The organism is Limobrevibacterium gyesilva, assembly GCF_025989185.1.
Classification (GTDB): domain Bacteria; phylum Pseudomonadota; class Alphaproteobacteria; order Acetobacterales; family Acetobacteraceae; genus Limobrevibacterium; species Limobrevibacterium gyesilva.
The window spans coordinates 1-16,254 of record NZ_JAPDNT010000046.1; the positions used below are offsets into that span (position 1 = coordinate 1).

The 16,254-nt window shown below is 68.4% G+C and carries 18 protein-coding genes; 5 read left to right on the plus strand and 13 right to left on the minus strand.

All coding sequences use genetic code 11. From position 1 onward, the window contains the following. Positions 1–373: energy transducer TonB (locus OL599_RS24360; protein ID WP_264716653.1), on the plus strand; the 373-nt coding region annotated here is incomplete at its 5' end. A gap of 106 nt (positions 374–479) precedes the next feature. On the opposite strand, the gene OL599_RS24365 is transcribed toward OL599_RS24360, so the two are convergent. Genes OL599_RS24365 through OL599_RS24390 form a run of 6 tightly spaced genes read right to left on the minus strand, consistent with a single transcriptional unit; the run spans position 480 to position 3,889 of the window. Continuing rightward, positions 480–1,061, minus strand: a complete 582-nt coding sequence (locus OL599_RS24365) for a nitrile hydratase subunit alpha (protein ID WP_264716654.1) — start codon at positions 1,059–1,061, stop codon at positions 480–482. Then, entirely contained in the window at positions 1,058–1,342 is a 285-nt protein-coding gene (locus tag OL599_RS24370) for a nitrile hydratase subunit beta (protein WP_264716655.1), read from the minus strand. Before OL599_RS24370 ends, OL599_RS24365 begins: the two co-directional genes overlap by 4 nt. Further along, positions 1,339–1,731, minus strand: coding sequence for a nitrile hydratase subunit beta (locus OL599_RS24375; protein ID WP_264716656.1), 393 nt, complete (start codon positions 1,729–1,731; stop codon positions 1,339–1,341). Before OL599_RS24375 ends, OL599_RS24370 begins: the two co-directional genes overlap by 4 nt. A 13-nt stretch (positions 1,732–1,744) precedes the next feature. Further along, positions 1,745–2,632: an SH3 domain-containing protein gene (locus OL599_RS24380; RefSeq protein ID WP_264716658.1), complete on the minus strand. Its 888-nt coding sequence runs from the start codon at positions 2,630–2,632 to the stop codon at positions 1,745–1,747. 50 nt (positions 2,633–2,682) lie between these two features. Then, positions 2,683–3,063, minus strand: coding sequence for a DsrE/DsrF/DrsH-like family protein (locus tag OL599_RS24385; RefSeq protein ID WP_264716659.1), 381 nt, complete (start codon positions 3,061–3,063; stop codon positions 2,683–2,685). Then, positions 3,053–3,889, minus strand: a complete 837-nt coding sequence (locus OL599_RS24390; protein ID WP_264716660.1) for a HesA/MoeB/ThiF family protein — start codon at positions 3,887–3,889, stop codon at positions 3,053–3,055. Before OL599_RS24390 ends, OL599_RS24385 begins: the two co-directional genes overlap by 11 nt. A gap of 187 nt (positions 3,890–4,076) precedes the next feature. Between OL599_RS24390 and queC the strand changes: the two genes are divergently transcribed. Next, positions 4,077–4,778 (plus strand): 7-cyano-7-deazaguanine synthase QueC, encoded by a 702-nt coding sequence (queC, locus tag OL599_RS24395; RefSeq protein ID WP_264716661.1) that lies wholly within the window; start codon positions 4,077–4,079, stop codon positions 4,776–4,778. A gap of 12 nt (positions 4,779–4,790) precedes the next feature. On the opposite strand, the gene OL599_RS24400 is transcribed toward queC, so the two are convergent. Both OL599_RS24400 and OL599_RS24405 read right to left on the minus strand, forming a co-directional pair. After that, on the minus strand, positions 4,791–6,914 hold the full coding sequence (locus OL599_RS24400; RefSeq protein WP_264716662.1) for an amylo-alpha-1,6-glucosidase: 2,124 nt from the start codon (positions 6,912–6,914) through the stop codon (positions 4,791–4,793). A gap of 28 nt (positions 6,915–6,942) precedes the next feature. Next, on the minus strand, positions 6,943–8,172 hold the full coding sequence (locus OL599_RS24405) for an MFS transporter (protein WP_264716664.1): 1,230 nt from the start codon (positions 8,170–8,172) through the stop codon (positions 6,943–6,945). A 156-nt stretch (positions 8,173–8,328) separates the two neighbouring features. On the opposite strand from OL599_RS24405, the gene OL599_RS24410 reads away from it, so the two are divergent. The 3 genes from OL599_RS24410 (at position 8,329) to OL599_RS24420 (ending at position 9,367) form a co-directional block, all read left to right on the plus strand. Further along, complete coding sequence (locus OL599_RS24410; protein WP_264716665.1) at positions 8,329–8,622, plus strand: hypothetical protein; 294 nt, start codon at positions 8,329–8,331, stop codon at positions 8,620–8,622. Between the two features lie 116 nt (positions 8,623–8,738). Further along, complete coding sequence (locus tag OL599_RS24415) at positions 8,739–9,125, plus strand: hypothetical protein (protein WP_264716666.1); 387 nt, start codon at positions 8,739–8,741, stop codon at positions 9,123–9,125. 71 nt (positions 9,126–9,196) lie between these two features. Then, complete coding sequence (locus OL599_RS24420; protein WP_264716667.1) at positions 9,197–9,367, plus strand: hypothetical protein; 171 nt, start codon at positions 9,197–9,199, stop codon at positions 9,365–9,367. Positions 9,368–9,474: 107 nt separating this feature from the next. Here the strand turns inward: OL599_RS24420 and OL599_RS24425 are convergent, their stop codons facing one another. From OL599_RS24425 to OL599_RS24445, 5 genes are all read right to left on the minus strand, one after another. Further along, a complete protein-coding gene (locus OL599_RS24425; RefSeq protein WP_264716668.1) occupies positions 9,475–10,077 on the minus strand; it encodes a cytochrome P460 family protein in 603 nt (200 codons plus the stop codon). A gap of 201 nt (positions 10,078–10,278) precedes the next feature. Then, positions 10,279–11,574 (minus strand): epoxide hydrolase family protein, encoded by a 1,296-nt coding sequence (locus tag OL599_RS24430; protein ID WP_264716670.1) that lies wholly within the window; start codon positions 11,572–11,574, stop codon positions 10,279–10,281. A 943-nt stretch (positions 11,575–12,517) separates the two neighbouring features. Next, positions 12,518–12,985 carry an arsenic resistance protein gene (locus tag OL599_RS24435; protein WP_456306720.1) on the minus strand — a complete coding sequence of 156 codons (468 nt, stop codon included), beginning with the start codon at positions 12,983–12,985 and terminating at the stop codon, positions 12,518–12,520. Positions 12,986–13,104: 119 nt separating this feature from the next. Beyond that, on the minus strand, positions 13,105–15,567 hold the full coding sequence (gene gyrB, locus OL599_RS24440) for a DNA topoisomerase (ATP-hydrolyzing) subunit B (protein WP_264716671.1): 2,463 nt from the start codon (positions 15,565–15,567) through the stop codon (positions 13,105–13,107). Between the two features lie 133 nt (positions 15,568–15,700). Then, on the minus strand, positions 15,701–16,254 hold a 554-nt coding region (locus OL599_RS24445), incomplete at its 5' end, for an AAA family ATPase (protein WP_408886990.1).

The window sequence follows — 16,254 nt, forward strand, 5'->3', positions numbered from 1 at the left end:
GTCACCTGCCGCGCCGGCCGCGCCCGGCCCTGGCGCGCCGGCACCGCCGTCGTCGGCGCCCGCTGCGTCAGCTGCCCCGGCGGCGCCCGGGCCCGACTGGCAGCGCGTGATCGCCGCCTGGCTGCGCATCCATCAGGTGTACCCCAGGGACGCGAGGCTACGCGGGGACGAGGGGGTGGTGATCGTGCGCTTCACCCTGGATCGGGACGGTCACATTCTCGACGCGACGATCCAACGCAGCTCGGGTCACGAGTCGCTGGATGCGGCGACGCTGGCGATGTTGCGCGGCGCAAAGCTGCCCCCCGCGCCGACGGGATCGGACCCGGCGCGCGCGGAATTCACCGCCCGGGTCGCCTATCGGCTGGAGCAGTGAGCGTCAGAGCATGATCGGTGCAGACAGAAGCACCGATCATGCTCTGTGTTGTTGTTTGAGCGCGCGATTCACGCCTTCCGACGATTCCGCCTCAGGCGATCACGCGCTAGCCGGCCGCCGGGAACGTCACCCCGATCATGTCGCCCTCGCGGACGATGCCGGCGAGCTTTTCCTCCGGCCAACCCTCGGTGCCGGCGGGCTGCAGCGGCAGCACCATCCAACGGTAGTCGGCGGTGCTGTCCACCACGCGCAGCTTCACGTGGTCGGGCAGCACCGTGCCCCATTCCGTCAGCAGGCCGCGCGGATCGCGCACGGCGCGGGCGCGGTAGGCGGCGGACTTGAACCAGAACGGCGGATAGCCCAGCACGGCGCGCGGGTAGCAACTGCACAACGTGCAGACCACCAGGTTATGCAGCTCGGGGGTGTCTTCCAGCACGCCCAGCGGCGGGGCGCCGCGCATGGGAATGCCCAGCTGCTCGGCCGCGCGGGCGCCGTCGGACAGCATCAGCGCGCGGTAGGCGGGATCGACCCACGCCTTCGCCACCATGCGCGCGCCCTGGGCCGGACTGCCGCCTTCGGTGATGCGGATGCGCTCGGCGATCTCCTGCGGCGTGGCGATGCCCTTGGCCGCCAGCAGGCCGCGGAGAGCGGTCAGCAGCCGGTCGCCGTCGGTTTCGAGAATGCTCATAACGCGGCCTCCAGCCAGCTGCCGTAGATTTCCACCACCACCTCGTCGCCGGCCCGGCCTTCGTGCCACAGCGCCGGCTGGTCGAAACGCACGTGGTACAGCGGCAGCTTCGGCGCCGGCCGGGCGAACGCCAGGTCCTCAGGGTTGGGGAAGTCGCCGAGATGGCGCAGCACCGTGCCGGTCTCGCCGCGCAGGTAGTGGGGCGTGCGGATATGGCAGGGGCCGCGGGTCTCCGGCCAGTCGTTCTTCACGTGCACGCGGGTGCCGGGGCGCAACATCATCCCGCCTCCAGCGCCGCGCGCAATTCGGCCTCGGTGATCACGCCCTTGCGCAGCAGGGTGTCGGTGATCGAGCGGATCCAGCGCTGGTAGTAGGTCAGCCGGTGGTAGTCCGCCTCGGGGATCGATTCGACGCCGCGGCGCAACTCGTCCACGGACATGATCTTTTTCATGCCCAGCAGCTGGCGGATGGCATCGACCTCGCGGTCGAAATCGGTGAACGCGTGGGGTTCGGTGTCGACCGGTTCGCACATGAACTTCGACACGCCGCCAAGGTCGTGCGTGGCACGCGGAACGTCTTTTTCCATACCGGGAATGATAGCGCCGTCGTCGGCCAGAGCAATATCGCTGTAGGCGGCATCGCCGAGTGATAAAATTGCTCGCCAAAACAATAAGCTAGAGCATTCAGTTGATAGCCTCGCCCGGATATGTGCCCCAGACCTCGTCGCGCTTCAGCCAGCCGCGATAGTCGCCCACCTGCATCTCGCACCAGACCTTGCCGGCTTCGCAGGTGCGGATGCGGCCGACGACGCCGGGCTTCAGCAGTGCCACCGGGGCGGCGTCGTCCGAAGGGGAGCGGCGCAGCGCCCGCTCGGCGCCTTTCACCACGAAGCTGCGCCGGGCGGTCAGGGTGGCCTGGTGCACCCAGCCTTTCACGCCGTCCTGATCCTGCACCAGGCGCCAGACCTCGAATTCGCGCTCGATTTCCACCGGCAGGTCGCGGCGGCGATACACCCAGTCCACGGGATAGCGGGTGCCCGGGCCGGTCCGCAGGTTGACCTCGTCGGAGCGCAGCGAGGCCCAGCGCGGCAAGGCCTGTCCGGTGGTGGTGCCCTTCAACGGCTCGGCCGGCTTAGGGGTGTCGGGGACCGGCGTGGCCGGGGCAGCGGGCGCGGCGGGGGCTGGCTTCGCTGCATGGGCCGCGGCGGTGCCGGCCGCCACGCCTGCGGCGGCAGCCCCCGCCTTCGCCCCTGCCTTCACCGCCGGCGGCTTCTGGGCGTGGGCGTTGGCCGGCGGCTGCACCACCGGGGTCGGCTTGCTCGGCGCGGAATGGCCGAGTTGGGAGGTCGTGCGCACCGGCGGCGACGCGAACGGGGCGACCTGCTGCACGGCGGCGCGCGGCGCTGGCTGCGGCGGGCTGGTGGCCGGCGTCGCCGACGCGGGGGCTTTCTGTCCCTTGGGCGGCAGTTGCAGCACGCCGGACGGCGACTGCGGCTGCATCTGGGCCAGGGCCATCCGGGGCAGGGCCGGCAGCGCCGCCACCGCCAGGCACAATACGATGAGCCGGCGCATGATCATGGTGCATGCGTGCCAAGTCGCGCCGCATCGGGTCAAGAGCCGTATCACAGCGACACGATCTGTCCGCCCTTCGCCGCCTCCAGGAAGGTCGTGATTCCCGCGATCTCCACCCCCGGTGCGAGTGTCGTGCCGTCCAGCCCGGCCATGCGCAGCCCGGCCTCGCAGGCGATCAGGCGCACGCCCAGCTCGGCGGCGGCGTCGCGCAACTCGCCCAGTCCGGCCACCCCGTGGGCGCGCACGGCGGCGTCGCGGCCGGGATCGGCCAGCGCCGACCAGTCGGCCAGCAGCGCGCGGCAGCCGTCGTTGGTGGCGAACAGCACCACGCCGCGCCCGACCGCAGCAGCGCCGGCGGCCAGCACGAAGGCGTAGTGCGCCCGTTCGTGGGTGCCGGAGATCAGCAATATCCCGAGCGGCTCAGACGGCACAGGCGGGCGCCGCGGCAGGAAGATGGGCGGACAGGTCGCGCAGGGTGGCGTGGTCGCCGCAGGCCGGACAATGCGGATCGCGCTTCAGCCGCACTGTGCGGAAGCGCGTGGCCAGCGCGTCCCAGATCAGCAGCCGGCCGGCCAGCGTGTCGCCGACGCCCAGGATCTCCTTCAGCACCTCGGTTGCCTGCAGCGTGCCCATCACGCCGGTCACCGCGCCCAGCACGCCGGCCTCGCTGCAGGTGGGCACCAGCCCGTCCGGCGGCGGCTCGGGGTACAGGCAGCGGTAGCAGGGGAAGCGGGCGCCGTCCGGGCCGTGCGCGTGCGGCTTGAACACCGAGAGCTGGCCCTCGAAGCGCAGCACCGCGGCGGAGACCAGGGTGCGTCGGGCGAGGACGCAGGCATCGGCGACCAGGAAGCGGGTGGGGAAATTATCGGTGCCGTCGCAGACGATGTCGTAGCCGGCGATCAGCGCCAGCGCGTTGTCGGGGGTCAGGCGGATGCGGTGGACGTCGATCGCCACTTCCGGATTGATCGCCCGCGCCGCAGCGGCCGCACACTCCACCTTCGGCGCGCCGATCCCGGCGGTGGTGTGAGCGATCTGGCGTTGCAGGTTGGAGATTTCCACCACGTCGTCGTCGATCAGGCCGATCCTGCCCACGCCCGCGGCCGCCAGATACAGCAGCACCGGGCTGCCCAGCCCGCCGGCGCCCACCACCAGCACGCGCGCGTCCCGCAGCCTGGCCTGGCCGGTGCCGCCGACCTCGTCGAGCAGGATGTGGCGGGAGTAGCGGCGGATCTCGGATTCGCTGAAATCGAGGTTCATGGGCACATCATATGGTGGCGCCGCCCGGCGACGAAGAGGGGCCATCCGTGGAACACTGGAGCCTGTTCGTCTCAGACGAACAGGCTCCAGCTCATATTTGACGAGAAATTTCATCGGCATGGAATCGCTACGCGCTTGCATCAGTGCCGATATTGCTCTGGCGCACGATCAGGAGGCCCTTATGCACATGACCGATTCCGCCCTGGTGCTGTTCTCCGGCGGTCAGGATTCCACGACCTGCCTGGCCTGGGCGCTGGACCGCTATCCGCACGTGGAAACCGTGGGCTTCACCTACGGCCAGCGCCACGCCGTGGAGATGGAGTGCCGCGAGCCGGTGCGCCAGGGCATCGCGGCACTGGCGGGCTGGGGCGATCGGCTCGGCCCCGACCACGTGGTCGACATGGGCACGGGCCTCGCTGCGATCGGTGCCACGGCGCTGACCGGCGAGGCCGAGATCCGCATGACCGACGAGGGCCTGCCCAACACCTTCGTGCCCGGGCGCAACCTGCTGTTCCTGACCTATGCCGCGGCGATTGCCTTCCGCCGTGGCCTGCGCCGGATCGTCGGCGGCATGTGCGAGACCGACTACTCCGGCTATCCCGACTGCCGCGACGACACCATCAAGGCGATGCAGCTGGCGTTGAACCTGGGCATGAACCGCCGCTTCGTGCTGGAGACGCCGTTGATGTGGATCGACAAGGCCGCGACCTGGGAACTGGCCGAGGAACTCGGCGGCCATGAACTGGTCCAGGTGATCGTGGAGCGCACCCACAGCTGCTATCTCGGCGACCGCAGCCGGTTGCATGACTGGGGCTACGGCTGCGGCGCCTGCCCGGCCTGCGAGCTGCGCGCCGCCGGCTGGCGCCGCTGGCGCGAAAGCCGGGCTTGACCCGGCGTCGGGCTATGTGAACGCGCGCCACACGACTGCAGCGGGATCGCCGCGCAGCACGGTGAACCGCGTGGCCGCCCCCTCGCGATGGAAGTGGATGTCGAAGCTCTGCTGGCCCACATCCAGCCCCGCGACCGTGATCTCCGACAGCCAGTCCGGCAGCACCGGGTCCACATAGAGCCGGTTGTTCGGCGCGTCCGGCGCCAGCCCCAGGGCCGCCTGCAGGAACGAGAAGGCCGAGCCGGCGGCCCAGGCCTGCGGCACGTTGGCGCCGAGGCACTGCACCGGGAAATCCGAGCCGTTCCGCGCGACACCCGCATACAGCTCGGGCACCTGGTGCATGGCGAAATAGGCGGCGGAATCGCTGATCGCGTGGGCCACGCGGGCCGCCGCCTCGATGAAGCCGTAGCGCTTGAACCCTTCGGCGATCAGCCCGTTGTCGTGCGGCCAGACCGAGCCGTTGTGATAGGAATACGGGTTGAACGCCGGATGCCTGGACGACAAGGTGCGGATTCCCCAGCCGCTGAACATGTCCGGCGCCATCAGCCGCTCCATCACCCGCCGCGCCCGGTCCGGCCGGACGATGCCGGTCCACAGGCAGTGCCCGACATTGGAGGCGGCGGTGAGCACCTTGCGTTTTTCGCCATCCAGCGCAAACGCATAGAAGCCCCATTCTTCGTCCCAGAAGGCATCGTTGAAGCGATTGTACAGCGCAGTGGCCTTGCCGCGCAGCTCGGCGGCGCGGGCCGGGTTGCCCAGGGCGGCGTGGATTTCCGCCATGCCGGTCCAGGCGGCGTAGACATAGCCCTGCAGCTCGCACAGCGCCTTCGGCCCCTTGACCATGGTGCCGTCCGGATACAGCACGGCGTCGAGCGCGTCCTTCCAGCCCATGTTCTCGTAGCCCAGCGGCGAGCGCGTCTGGTACTCCTGGAAACCGTCGCCGTCGCGGTCGCCGTAGTCGTCGATCCAGGACAGGCAGCGCTCGGCCACCTCCAGATGCGCCTCGCTCAGCATGGAATCGCCGATCCAGCGCCACGCCGCGTGCAGCAGCATCAGATACAGCGGCGTGGCGTCCGCCGAGCCGAAATACGGCGTGTGCGGAATGAGCTTGAAATGCGCCAGCTCGCCCAGGCGCTGCTCGTGCAGGATCTTGCCTGGCTCGGCGTCGCGCGCGTCGTCCAGCTCGCGCGACTGGCGCGCACCCAGCACGGCGAGCGCGCCGCGGGCCAGTTCCGGCGTCACCGGCAGCGTCTGCATGGAGACGATCAGGCTGTCGCGGCCAAACGGGGCGAGGAACCAGGGCAGGCCCGCGGCCGGAACCGTCATGCCGTCGATGGGCATGCGCAGGGCGGCGATGTCATCCACCGCCTGGGCGAACTGGCGGTCGAGCTCGTCGTTGCCGGTGGTGATCCTGGTCGCCCCGTCCCGCCAGGCGGCAAGGCTCGCCGCCGCCGGCGAGGTCGTCGCCTCGGCGATGCAGCCGCCGGGCGCGGCACAGCCCTGGCCGTCATCGATGATTTCATACAGCAGGCAGGCGTGCCACGACGCGCCGGGATTCAGGGTGATGTCGAAGCTGATGCGGCCATTGGCGTAGACGGCCGGGCCTTCGGAGCGTGCGCTGACGATGATGCCGCGCCGGAAATCGGCGTTGGTGTAGCAGGTCTCCAGGGACTGGGCCATGTCCGACCATTCGGTGGTGATGCGCCCGCGGCGGACGATGCGGCCGGTCTTCACCTCGAACAGGTCGGCGAAGTCCGAGCGGATGGAGAGCTCGAGGTTGAACCGCACCGGCTGCATGCCGTGATTGGTCAGGTCCAGGTCCTCGTGCACGCCGCCGCTGGCCCAGCGCCCAAGCACCAGGCTCAGCGTCCTGGGCGGAATCTGACCTTCCTGGGTCGGGATCGCGCGGTTGGTCAGGAACACCCTGGCGGCAAAATGCGTGACCGCGCCGCCGTTCAGCAATTCCCAGGATTCGCCGTTGGCATACAGGCGCCAGTAGCTGATCAACCTGGTGTCGCGGAAGATCAGCCCCTTCTTGCTGTCCCCCAGCACCTGTCCGTCGGGTTCGGCCGACCAGACCAGCTGCCCGTAATGCACGACCAGCTGCGGTGGGCCGACTGTGATCTCGAGTGGCATCAGGGGCTCCTTGTTCTGCGGTCGCGGGTCAGGCCGGGCGTGGCGCCGTTCGCGCCAGCCGCGGGGTGGTCTCCGGCAGTGCCAGCCATGCCAGCAGGCAGGCCGCCGCCCCCGCGGCGCCGAGAACGACGAACGCCACCCCATCGCCGGCCCGGTCGGCGATGGCGCCGGCGAGCAGGGTGCTCAGGGTGGCGCCGATGCCCACCGCCAGGCCGACAATTCCCATTGCCAGGTTGAACCGTCCACCCTGCCGGGTGATGTCGGCGACGACCAGCGGCACCATGACGCCCAGCACCGCGGCGCTGATGCCGTCCAGCGCCTGATAGGCGACCATCAGATAGGGGTCGCCATCGGTGGCGAACAGGAGCGCCCGCAACGGCAGGGCGACGAAGCCCAGCAACAGCACCGGGCGCCGGCCCCAGGCCTGGGCGGCCCGGCCCATGCGGGGCGACAGCAGGGCGGCCAGGGCCTGTGGCACGATGATGGTGGCGGCCACGACCAGGTCCGAGCCGTGCCCGCCGGTCCGGGTGATGGCGCTCGCCGCGATCGGCAGCACCGCGGCGTTGCCCAGGTGGAACAGGGCCATGCAGGCCGCGAAGGTCAGCAGGCAGCGATCGCAGACGACATCCGCCTTGGGAGTCTCGCGGTGCTTGCGCGCCCGCTTCGGGAGGGCGGCCAGGTGGCCGGTGCGGGTGGCGGCGGCCTCCAGGTCCGCCGCGCGGATGCCCTGCAACGCGCCGAGCGCGGCCAGCCCGCAGGCGGCGGCCAGATAGAGGATGGCGCGGTGCGAGAACCATGTGCCCAGCGCGCCCATGAACAGGGCCGCCAGCCCGCTGCCGACGGCGGCGAAGCGCACGTTGCCGCCCAGCCGCTCGCCGAGGGCGTCCTCGCGGGCGAGGGCGAGCGTGATGGCGGCGATGGCCGGCGTCAGCACGCAGCTTGCGGCACCCTGCAGCACCTGGGCCAGCAGCACCGGGCCGGTCAGCGGCCAGAAGGCGATGATCATGGCCGCCGCGACGATGACCACGATGGCGGCCGCGGCCGCGTGACGCTTGCTCGGCACCGCATCGACCAGTGCGCCGGCCGGCACCTGGGCGACCATGACGGCGACCGTGCCCACGCTCAGCGCGAAGCCGATATCGGTGGTCGTCCACATATGCGTGGTCAGATAGACCGAGAGGAACGCCCCAAACCCCGTCTGCGTCTGTGCGACGAACAGGTTCAGCCAGTTCAAGTTGATCAGGCTGCGATCCGACATGCGGCGAGCCTACTCGGCCGGCCTGCCCGGCGCGAGGCCCCCCCGTTCACCTGGGCCATCGAGCGGTGTCGCCCGGTCGTCCGGCCCGTGGTGACGGCAGAGCGATCATCAAGCGCGGCCGGTCGTCCGCAGGGAGCCTTGAGGCTGATTTCGCCCTTGAGCGGAAACAAGATTCTGCCGGCGAGCGCCGTCCTGCTGGCACTTGGCCTGCTGGCGGTCGGCCTCGCGCCGACGCTGCTCACCTTCGTGGCCGCCTGGGTCATCATCGGCCTCGGGATGGGGGCGGGTCTCTACGATCCGGCCTTCTCGACGTTGGGGCGGTTGTTTGGCGAGAATGCCCGCAGCCCCCAGGGAGTTCCATTGCGACGGCGCCCTGACAGATACAGCAGGAGCAGCGGGTCGCCTTCATCCTCCTGGCGGCAGGTTTCACGCTGGCCGCCGTCATCATGACAGTGATCGCCGTGCACTTGCGGACGCTGTTGCAATCGCGTGGAGTCGCGTAGGCGGCAGCCGTTGGCTTGGGTGCACTCATCGGGCCCAGCCAGGTTGGCGCGCGGGTGTTGGAGATGGCTTTCGGCCGGAGGGCGCACCCGATCTGGAGCCTTGTCGCCTCGGCGGTGCTGGTCGCCATCGGCCTTGGCATGCTCGTTGGAGACGTCTCCGTCGCCGCGGCAGGCATCGTCATTTACGGCTCGGGCAGCGGCATCCGCTCCATCGCCCGCGGCACTGTCCCGTTGGCGCTGTTCGGCCGCGAAGGTTACGCCATCCTGATGGGGCGCATCGCAATGCCGACGCTGATCGCGCAGGCGGCGTCCTCCTCTCTCGGTGCCTGGCTGATGGATGCGTTCGGGCCGACAGCGACGTTGGCCACCCTGTGCGGAGCCGCTGTCCTGAACATCGTGCTGGTGCTGGCGCTGGTGCCCATCGCGCTCAGGCGTTCCGCCGCCCGCTGATTCCCTGCGCACGGGTCCGGGGCAGGGCTTCGCTGTTGCCGAGGCGGGCAGGCGGGGAGAAGTGCGCGGGCATGGCCCTGGACAGGGAACGCTCCGCGACGCATCACCGGTCCGGCGGTAGCCAATCCGCGCATCAGGGCATGATCGACCGTCGTTTCACGATCGTGTCTTCTGCCCTGCCCAGCGACGCCATGCTGAACAGCTTGACGAACGAGCAAGGAATTTCCGTGCCTGCAGCTTGAAGTGGTGAACATGAGAGTGGCCGTGCCCGAAAGCCGGCGGCGATCATGGTTGATTTCTTCTGACGCTTTAATCGCATCCGTTGTTGAATCTTTTGCGGCTCTCCGTCTCAAGGCGCGTAACGGTTGAAGACGAAGTCGCGAGCTTTGGCGGCCGAGTGGCAGGGAAAGCAGGTGTTGTGCACCGCCTCGTCGGCGGGTTTGCCGTCGTCGAATTGAGCGAACCCCCAGCCGCCGGTCGAAGCGTATTTTCTTGAGTCCTTGACCATGAACTGAACCCCGTTCCTGGGTGGCCCGGCCACGAAAGATTGGAGACGGCCAAAGGCTTTGCTGCTTTCCTCCAAGGGGGCGTAACTCCAGGCGAGCCGCGCAATGATTGTACCATCCGGGAACGGAAGCGTCCCTTCCCGGGAGGCGGTGATCGCTGCGTCGTTGCCCAGAATGGCGCGCAAATCGTTGAGGTTGCCTTCTTCGTGGGCCACGGAGATCAGCTTCCAGTCACGGTATCCCGGGGGGATTTTGATTCCGAAGATCGGGGTGGCCTCTCCGTCGGCCTGTCCAGATGCGGGGGCCATGTAGGCGACCACGCCAGCCAGCGCCATAACTGCAACCAGCACGAAAGCAATCCGTCTCATACCAGCGGCCATGAAGAATGACCGTTGGTATGAGTCGTTATTTTGCGCGCCGACGCCCACCAAGCCCGCGACAGGCACGCGCTTGCGTGCCGCAAGCGGATCGGCGCGCGATACCAACGGCCCTTGACGATGGAAGGGTCATCGTCAAGGGCCGTTGGTATCATACTGTGCCTCCTTCAACTGTGCGCAGTTGAACCCATAAGTAATCCGGCAGTCACGGATCAGGGTTCAGAACAGGCGACATCACAAGCAATCGCGAATTCGGGCTGCCGGCCGGGATTAGCGGAGCGACCTGAACGCGGCTCGCAGTTCGGCGCTGAAGAGTTCGGGTTCCTCCCAGGCCGCGAAGTGTCCGCCCTTGTCGACCTCGTGGAAGTAGATCAGGTTGCGATAGGCGCGCCGCGCCCATGTCTCCGGGGCTCGATAGATCTCCCCCGGAAATACCGTGATGGCCACCGGGAGGGAGATCTCGGCGGTCTTCTGCGCGGCCGCAATTGTTATGCCTCGTGCACCGTTCTCCCAGTACAGCCGCGCCGACGAGGTCGCGCTGTCCGTCAGCCAGTACAGCGTGATGTCGTCCAGCATCTCGTCTCTGGTGAGCGAGCGCTCGGGCTCGCCGTTGTTGTAGTCATACACCCAGGCCGCGAGCCCCGCTGGAGAATCCGTCAAGGCGTAGCCTATCGTCTGCGGCCGCGTGGCCATCATCACGGAGTAGGCTCTGTACTTCTTGTAGAACGTGTCGAGCGATTCGAACGCCGCGCGTTCCTTCTCGGAGAGTCCCGCGGGCGCGGGCCCGCCGGCGCTGAGTACCGCGGCCACCTCGGGCGGTGCCGTCGCGGGCAAGTTGATGTGGATGCCGAGCAATCCCGCCGGCGCCTGGCGCGCCATCGCGCTGGAGACGGGGGCGCCCCAGTCGCGGCCCTGGGCGACGTAGCTTGCGTACCCGAGGCGCTTCATCAGCTCCGCCCAGGCTCGCGCAATGTGGTCAAGGTCCCAACCGGTGCCCGTTGGCTTGCCGGAGAAGCCGTAACCCGGCATCGAGGGCAGAACGAGGTCGAAGGCATCCTCTGCGCGCCCGCCATAAGCCGGAGGATCTGTAAGCGGACCAATGGTCTTCAGAAGCTCAAAAACGGAGCCGGGCCAGCCATGGGTCATGATGAGCGGCATGGCGTTCGGATGACGCGAGCGGGCGCGGATGAAGTGAATGTCCACGCCATCGATCGTTGTTATGAATTGAGGCAAGGCGTTCAGCTTGGCCTCGGCCTTGCGCCAGTCGTAGCCCGTTCCCCAATAACGCACCAGCTCCTGGAGTTTTGCGAGCTGTACGCCCTGCGAGCGATCATCGACCGTCTCTCGGTCGGGCCATCGCGTGGCGGCGATGCGGCGGCGGAGATCGACGAGTTGGTCGTCCGCTACGTCGACGCGGAAGGGACGAATGGCATCGCCTGCGGGCGCAGTAACGAGTCGTGACGGGAACAGGCTCACGGCACCGGCGGCAGCGATGCCCATCGTGGCCGCGCCCAGAAGCCGGCGGCGATCCTGGTCGATTGCTTCGGTGGCCTTGCTGGTATTCATGGGGCTCTCCCCGGTTCGGTGGTGGTTCTCGGCTCCGCTTCTGGGGCGTCCGAACACCTATGCTCGCGAGGCGGAAATAGTGCGGATTCCAATGATCCCGCCCATCTTTCCGATTTGATCTCGTCCAGGGGGCGGGGCGGTCCGGCCGTGGATTTTCTGGCAACGGCCGAGCCGCGCGGTCAATCCTGAATCGCGGCTTGAACGGCTTCCTTCCGCTGCTGGCGTTGCTGTGGGCATCCCGATGGCCGTCGTGCCCGGCGGGTTCGAAACAGTCTTCGCCAGCGTCTCCGACTTGCAGGACCAGCCCCGATCAGTCAGCGCTTGTGATCCACCGCCCCGGCTACAGCCCGCCGTGCCACATCCATCACCGCGCGGACGAGATCTTCCACATGCGTGAAGGCCAGCTTCTGCGGTGGTCGATCAAGCAGCTGAGACGCGCCCTTAAAACGATGGACTTTTGAACGGGGCCAGAGACAGTATCGAAGCGGACCATCGTCGACCCGGCTCAAGTGCTGAAAATTCACTGAACCGAATAGGACGAGGAAAGAATGTGCAAGCTCATCCTTGGTCTGATTGCGATTTCCCTCTGTTCGTGTGCCAAGCCTCCCGATCAGGGGAGGTTCCGATTCTCTCCGAGCCAGACAATGGCAGCCGACATGCAAGCGTGCAGGGATATCTCGAATGGCTTGATGCGGAAACTGCTCGTGTGCATGCAAAGCAAGGGCTACCAGGCGTATTATGAAGATTGGGATGGCTTCCAGTTTTCCATCGGGACCGTGCCCAACTGAGCAGCCCGCAATTGGCTACTGCCCCTCGTTATCCGCATCGCAACGCCTGAGTGCACGCACGATCCGTTCGACACCGGAAATTCCACATTCATCGACCTAGTGGGAGATCATCGCGCGCTCGGCCGGCATGAGTTTGATCCATAGCGGCACCTCCCTCACCGTGGATGGGTCGCCGCCCTGCCGCCGCTTTCCCCCACCCTTGCGACCATCGGGCGGCCACGTTCGTACCACCAGCGGCTGCGCATCACCGCGGCGACGACCGAGAGCATCACCTGCACTTCCACCAAGACGCCGACGACCGTGGCCAGAGCCGCTCCGCTCTCGAAGCCGAACAAGCTGATCGCAGCGGCCACCGCCAGTAACAGGATGATCAACGGCTGCGCAAGGATCTGACGCCCCTGCAAGCCGAACAGCAAAACCAGCGTGACCAGCAGTGCGGCGAGGGATGCGGGTTGCAGCATCTTCAGCGTGTGCGTCAGGGCTCCTTCCCCGCCACGTGCGAGGATCGATCGACGCCAGATCTGCGACGCGACGACCGGCACCACGATGTAGAGGCCGACGGACAGCAGCAGCGTGTCCCAGGGAACGGTGATGGCTGACAATCCGAGCAGCAGGCCGACCACCGCCTTCCACTCGTTCGATGTCTCAGACCGGCACCCGGCGTGCCTCGGGACCGGCCGGCAGGAGCCATGTTAGCAGGAAGCACGTGCCGAGCATGACTGCCGAACCCCACACGCAGCACTCACACGTCGAGATTCGCCACCTTCAAGGCGTTGCCCACGATGAACTCCCGCCGCGGCTCCACCACATCGCCCATCAGGGTGGAGAACACCTGGCCCGCATCCTCGAGGTCGCCCACGCGCACCTGCAACAGCGTGCGGACGGCGGGGTCCAGTGTGGTCTTCCACAACTGGTCCGGATTCATCTCGCCCAGCCCCTTGAAGCGCTGGATCGTGAGGCCCCGGCGGCCATGGGCGAGGATGCGGTCGAACGCGCTGGCGGGGCCGGCGACGGTGACTTCCTGCGCGTCGAGCTTCAGTGTCGCCGGCGCCTTGAACCGCTGCGCCAGGGCGTCGGCGCGTTCCGCCAGCCAGCGTGCCTCGGCGCTGCGCAGGGCGGCGACATCCAGCGCGTGGCGCTCGGCCACGCCGCGCACGGTGCGCGCCAGCGTCAGCCCGCTTGCATCGGCCAGCACCACCCAGCCGCGTTCGGCCGGCAGCGACACGCCATCCAGCCGCTGCGCCAGCGGTTGCGCCGCGGCGGTGGCGCGCACCGGATCGGGGGTCAGCGCGCCGGCGATCGCCGCCTGCTCCAGCAGCGGCAGCGGCACCGTCGCCGACAGCCGCCGCAGCCGGGTGCTCGCCTCGCGCAGCCACGCTGCTTCGGCTTCCAGTTCCGGGCCCTCCAGCACGCGCCCGTCGGCATAGGTCAGCCGCGCCTCGGCCAGCACCTTGTCGAGCAGGAACCGCTCCAGCGCCGCGTCGTCCTTCAGATAGCGCTCGTCGTTGCCGCGCTTGGCGCGATACAGCGGCGGCTGCGCGATGTAGAGATGTCCGCGCTCGATCAATTCGGGCATCTGCCGGAAGAAGAACGTCAGCAGCAGCGTGCGGATATGCGAGCCGTCCACGTCCGCGTCCGTCATGATGACGATGCGGTGGTAGCGCAGCTTGCCGATGTCGAAGCCGCCCTGCTCGGGCTCGCCGTGGCCGATGCCGGTGCCCATGGCGGTGATCAGCGTGCCGATCTCCGCACTGCCGAGCATGCGGTCGAAGCGCGCCCGCTCCACGTTCAGGATCTTGCCCTTCAGCGGCAGGATGGCCTGGAACTTGCGGTCGCGTCCCTGCTTGGCCGAGCCGCCGGCGCTGTCGCCCTCGACGATGAACAGCTCGCATTTCGCGGGGTCGCGCTCCTGGCAGTCCGCGAGCTTGCCGGGCAGGGTGGACACGTCCAGCACGCCCTTGCGCCGCGTCAGCTCGCGCGCCTTGCGCGCCGCCTCGCGCGCGGCCGCGGCATCCATCACCTTCTGGATGATGCCCTTGGCCTCTTTCGGATGCGTCTCGAACCAGTGCGAGATCGCGTCGGCCGCCGCTGCGTGCACCACCGGCTGCACCTCGGAGCTGACCAGCTTGTCCTTGGTCTGCGACGAGAATTTCGGGTCCGGCACCTTGACCGAGAGAACGGCGGTCATGCCCTCGCGCATGTCGTCGCCGGCCAGGGACAGGGAGTCTTTCTTGCCCATCCCTTCGGCGTATTTGGTCACCACGCGCGTCAGTGCCTGGCGGAAGCCGGCCAGATGCGTGCCGCCGTCGCGCTGCGGGATGTTGTTGGTGAAGCACAGCATGGTCTCATGGAAGCTGTCGTTCCACGACAGCGCGAACTCCACGCGGATGTCGGCCATGTTCACGCCCGGCGCGCCTTCCTTCGCGGTCACGCTGATGGGCGGCGTGAACACCTGGGTCTTGGCGCGGTCCAGCCACTCCACGAAGGCGACCAGGCCGCCCTCGTAGCGAAACACGCTCTCGGCGGGCTCGGTGTGGCGCTCGTCGCGCAGCGTGATGCTCACGCCGGAGTTCAGGAACGCCAGCTCCCGCAGCCGCCGCTCCAGCAATGCGTAGTCGAACTCCACTTTCGTGAAGGTGCCGGTGCTTGGCTTGAACGTGACCTCGGTGCCACAGGGGCTGTCGCTGGGGCCCACCTCGCGCAGCGGCGCCACGGCGTCGCCATGGCAGAAGCGGATGAAATGCTCGTGGCCGTTGCGCCAGATGCGCACGTCCATCCATTCGGACAGGGCGTTCACGACGGCGGCGCCCACGCCATGCAGGCCGCCGGAAACCTTGTAGGAGTTCTGGTTGAACTTGCCGCCGGCATGCAGCCGGGTCAGCACCACCTCGGCGGCGGAGACGCCTTCCTCGGCATGGATGTCCGTGGGGATGCCGCGGCCGTCGTCGCGCACGGTCACGCTGCCGTCGCCGTTCAGCGTCACCTCAACCTTGGTGGCGAAACCTGCCTGGGCCTCGTCCACCGCATTGTCGATGATCTCGAACACCATGTGGTGCAGACCGGAGCCGTCATCGGTGTCGCCGATATACATGCCCGGCCGCTTGCGCACGGCGTCCAGTCCCCGCAACACGGAGATCGAGGAAGCGTCGTACGCATCGGTTTCGGCGACAGGCGAATCGGGGGTCGGCGCGGCGTTGTCACTCATGCCGGCTTGGTGCTCCAGGGTCGGTGCGGAATATGCAAAATCATAAAGCCTTACGGCCGGTTTGGCCACAGGCCATCATGCCGGAGAGGCGTGCGCGCCGCGCCATGCGGTGTTCGGGCAGCGGCTCCCATCGCTACATCTGGTGATCCTGCGGCTGGGGAAAATCGGGGTCGGGCAGCAGCGTGCCATGCCCGGTGCGCAACCCTTCCGCGACGCCGCGCAAGGGCAGGAAGGTGTCGCTGTCCGTTCCCGTCAGGAACACCTGCGCGGGCAGGCGTGCCAGTGCCGCGAACAGCGCCGCGCGGCGGCCGGGGTCCAGATGCACGGCAGGCTCGTCCAGCAGCAGCAGCGGGGCGAAGCCGCGCGCCTCGGCCAGCAGGGCGGCATGGCCGAGGATCACGCCGATCAGCAGCGCCTTCTGCTGCCCGGTGCTGGCCTGCGCCGCCCCCAGTCCGGTGGCGGCGTCGGCCAGCGCCATGTCCGCCCGGTGCGCGCCTACGCCACCAGTGCCCGCGGCGGCGTCGCGGGCCCGGTTGGCGGCCAGGGTGTCGCGCAGCCAGTCCTCCACGGCCAAGGCCGGGCCGGCCGCGAGGCGTTCGGCGATCGGGCAGAGCAGCGACAGCGTTGCCGCCGGGAATGCGCCCGCGACACCCGCCGCAAGCGCCCCGTTCAGCCGCGCCACCAGCG

Coding starts and splice junctions, on each gene's coding strand:
- OL599_RS24365 (WP_264716654.1), bottom strand. CDS start 1,061: ATGAGCATTCTCGAAACCGACGGCGACCGGCTGCTGACCGCTCTCCGC.
- OL599_RS24370 (WP_264716655.1), bottom strand. CDS start 1,342: ATGATGTTGCGCCCCGGCACCCGCGTGCACGTGAAGAACGACTGGCCG.
- OL599_RS24380 (WP_264716658.1), bottom strand. CDS start 2,632: ATGCGCCGGCTCATCGTATTGTGCCTGGCGGTGGCGGCGCTGCCGGCC.
- OL599_RS24390 (WP_264716660.1), bottom strand. CDS start 3,889: ATGAACCTCGATTTCAGCGAATCCGAGATCCGCCGCTACTCCCGCCAC.
- queC (WP_264716661.1), top strand. CDS start 4,077: ATGACCGATTCCGCCCTGGTGCTGTTCTCCGGCGGTCAGGATTCCACG.
- OL599_RS24400 (WP_264716662.1), bottom strand. CDS start 6,914: ATGCCACTCGAGATCACAGTCGGCCCACCGCAGCTGGTCGTGCATTAC.
- OL599_RS24405 (WP_264716664.1), bottom strand. CDS start 8,172: ATGTCGGATCGCAGCCTGATCAACTTGAACTGGCTGAACCTGTTCGTC.
- OL599_RS24415 (WP_264716666.1), top strand. CDS start 8,739: ATGGCTTTCGGCCGGAGGGCGCACCCGATCTGGAGCCTTGTCGCCTCG.
- OL599_RS24420 (WP_264716667.1), top strand. CDS start 9,197: ATGGCCCTGGACAGGGAACGCTCCGCGACGCATCACCGGTCCGGCGGT.
- OL599_RS24430 (WP_264716670.1), bottom strand. CDS start 11,574: ATGAATACCAGCAAGGCCACCGAAGCAATCGACCAGGATCGCCGCCGG.
- gyrB (WP_264716671.1), bottom strand. CDS start 15,567: ATGAGTGACAACGCCGCGCCGACCCCCGATTCGCCTGTCGCCGAAACC.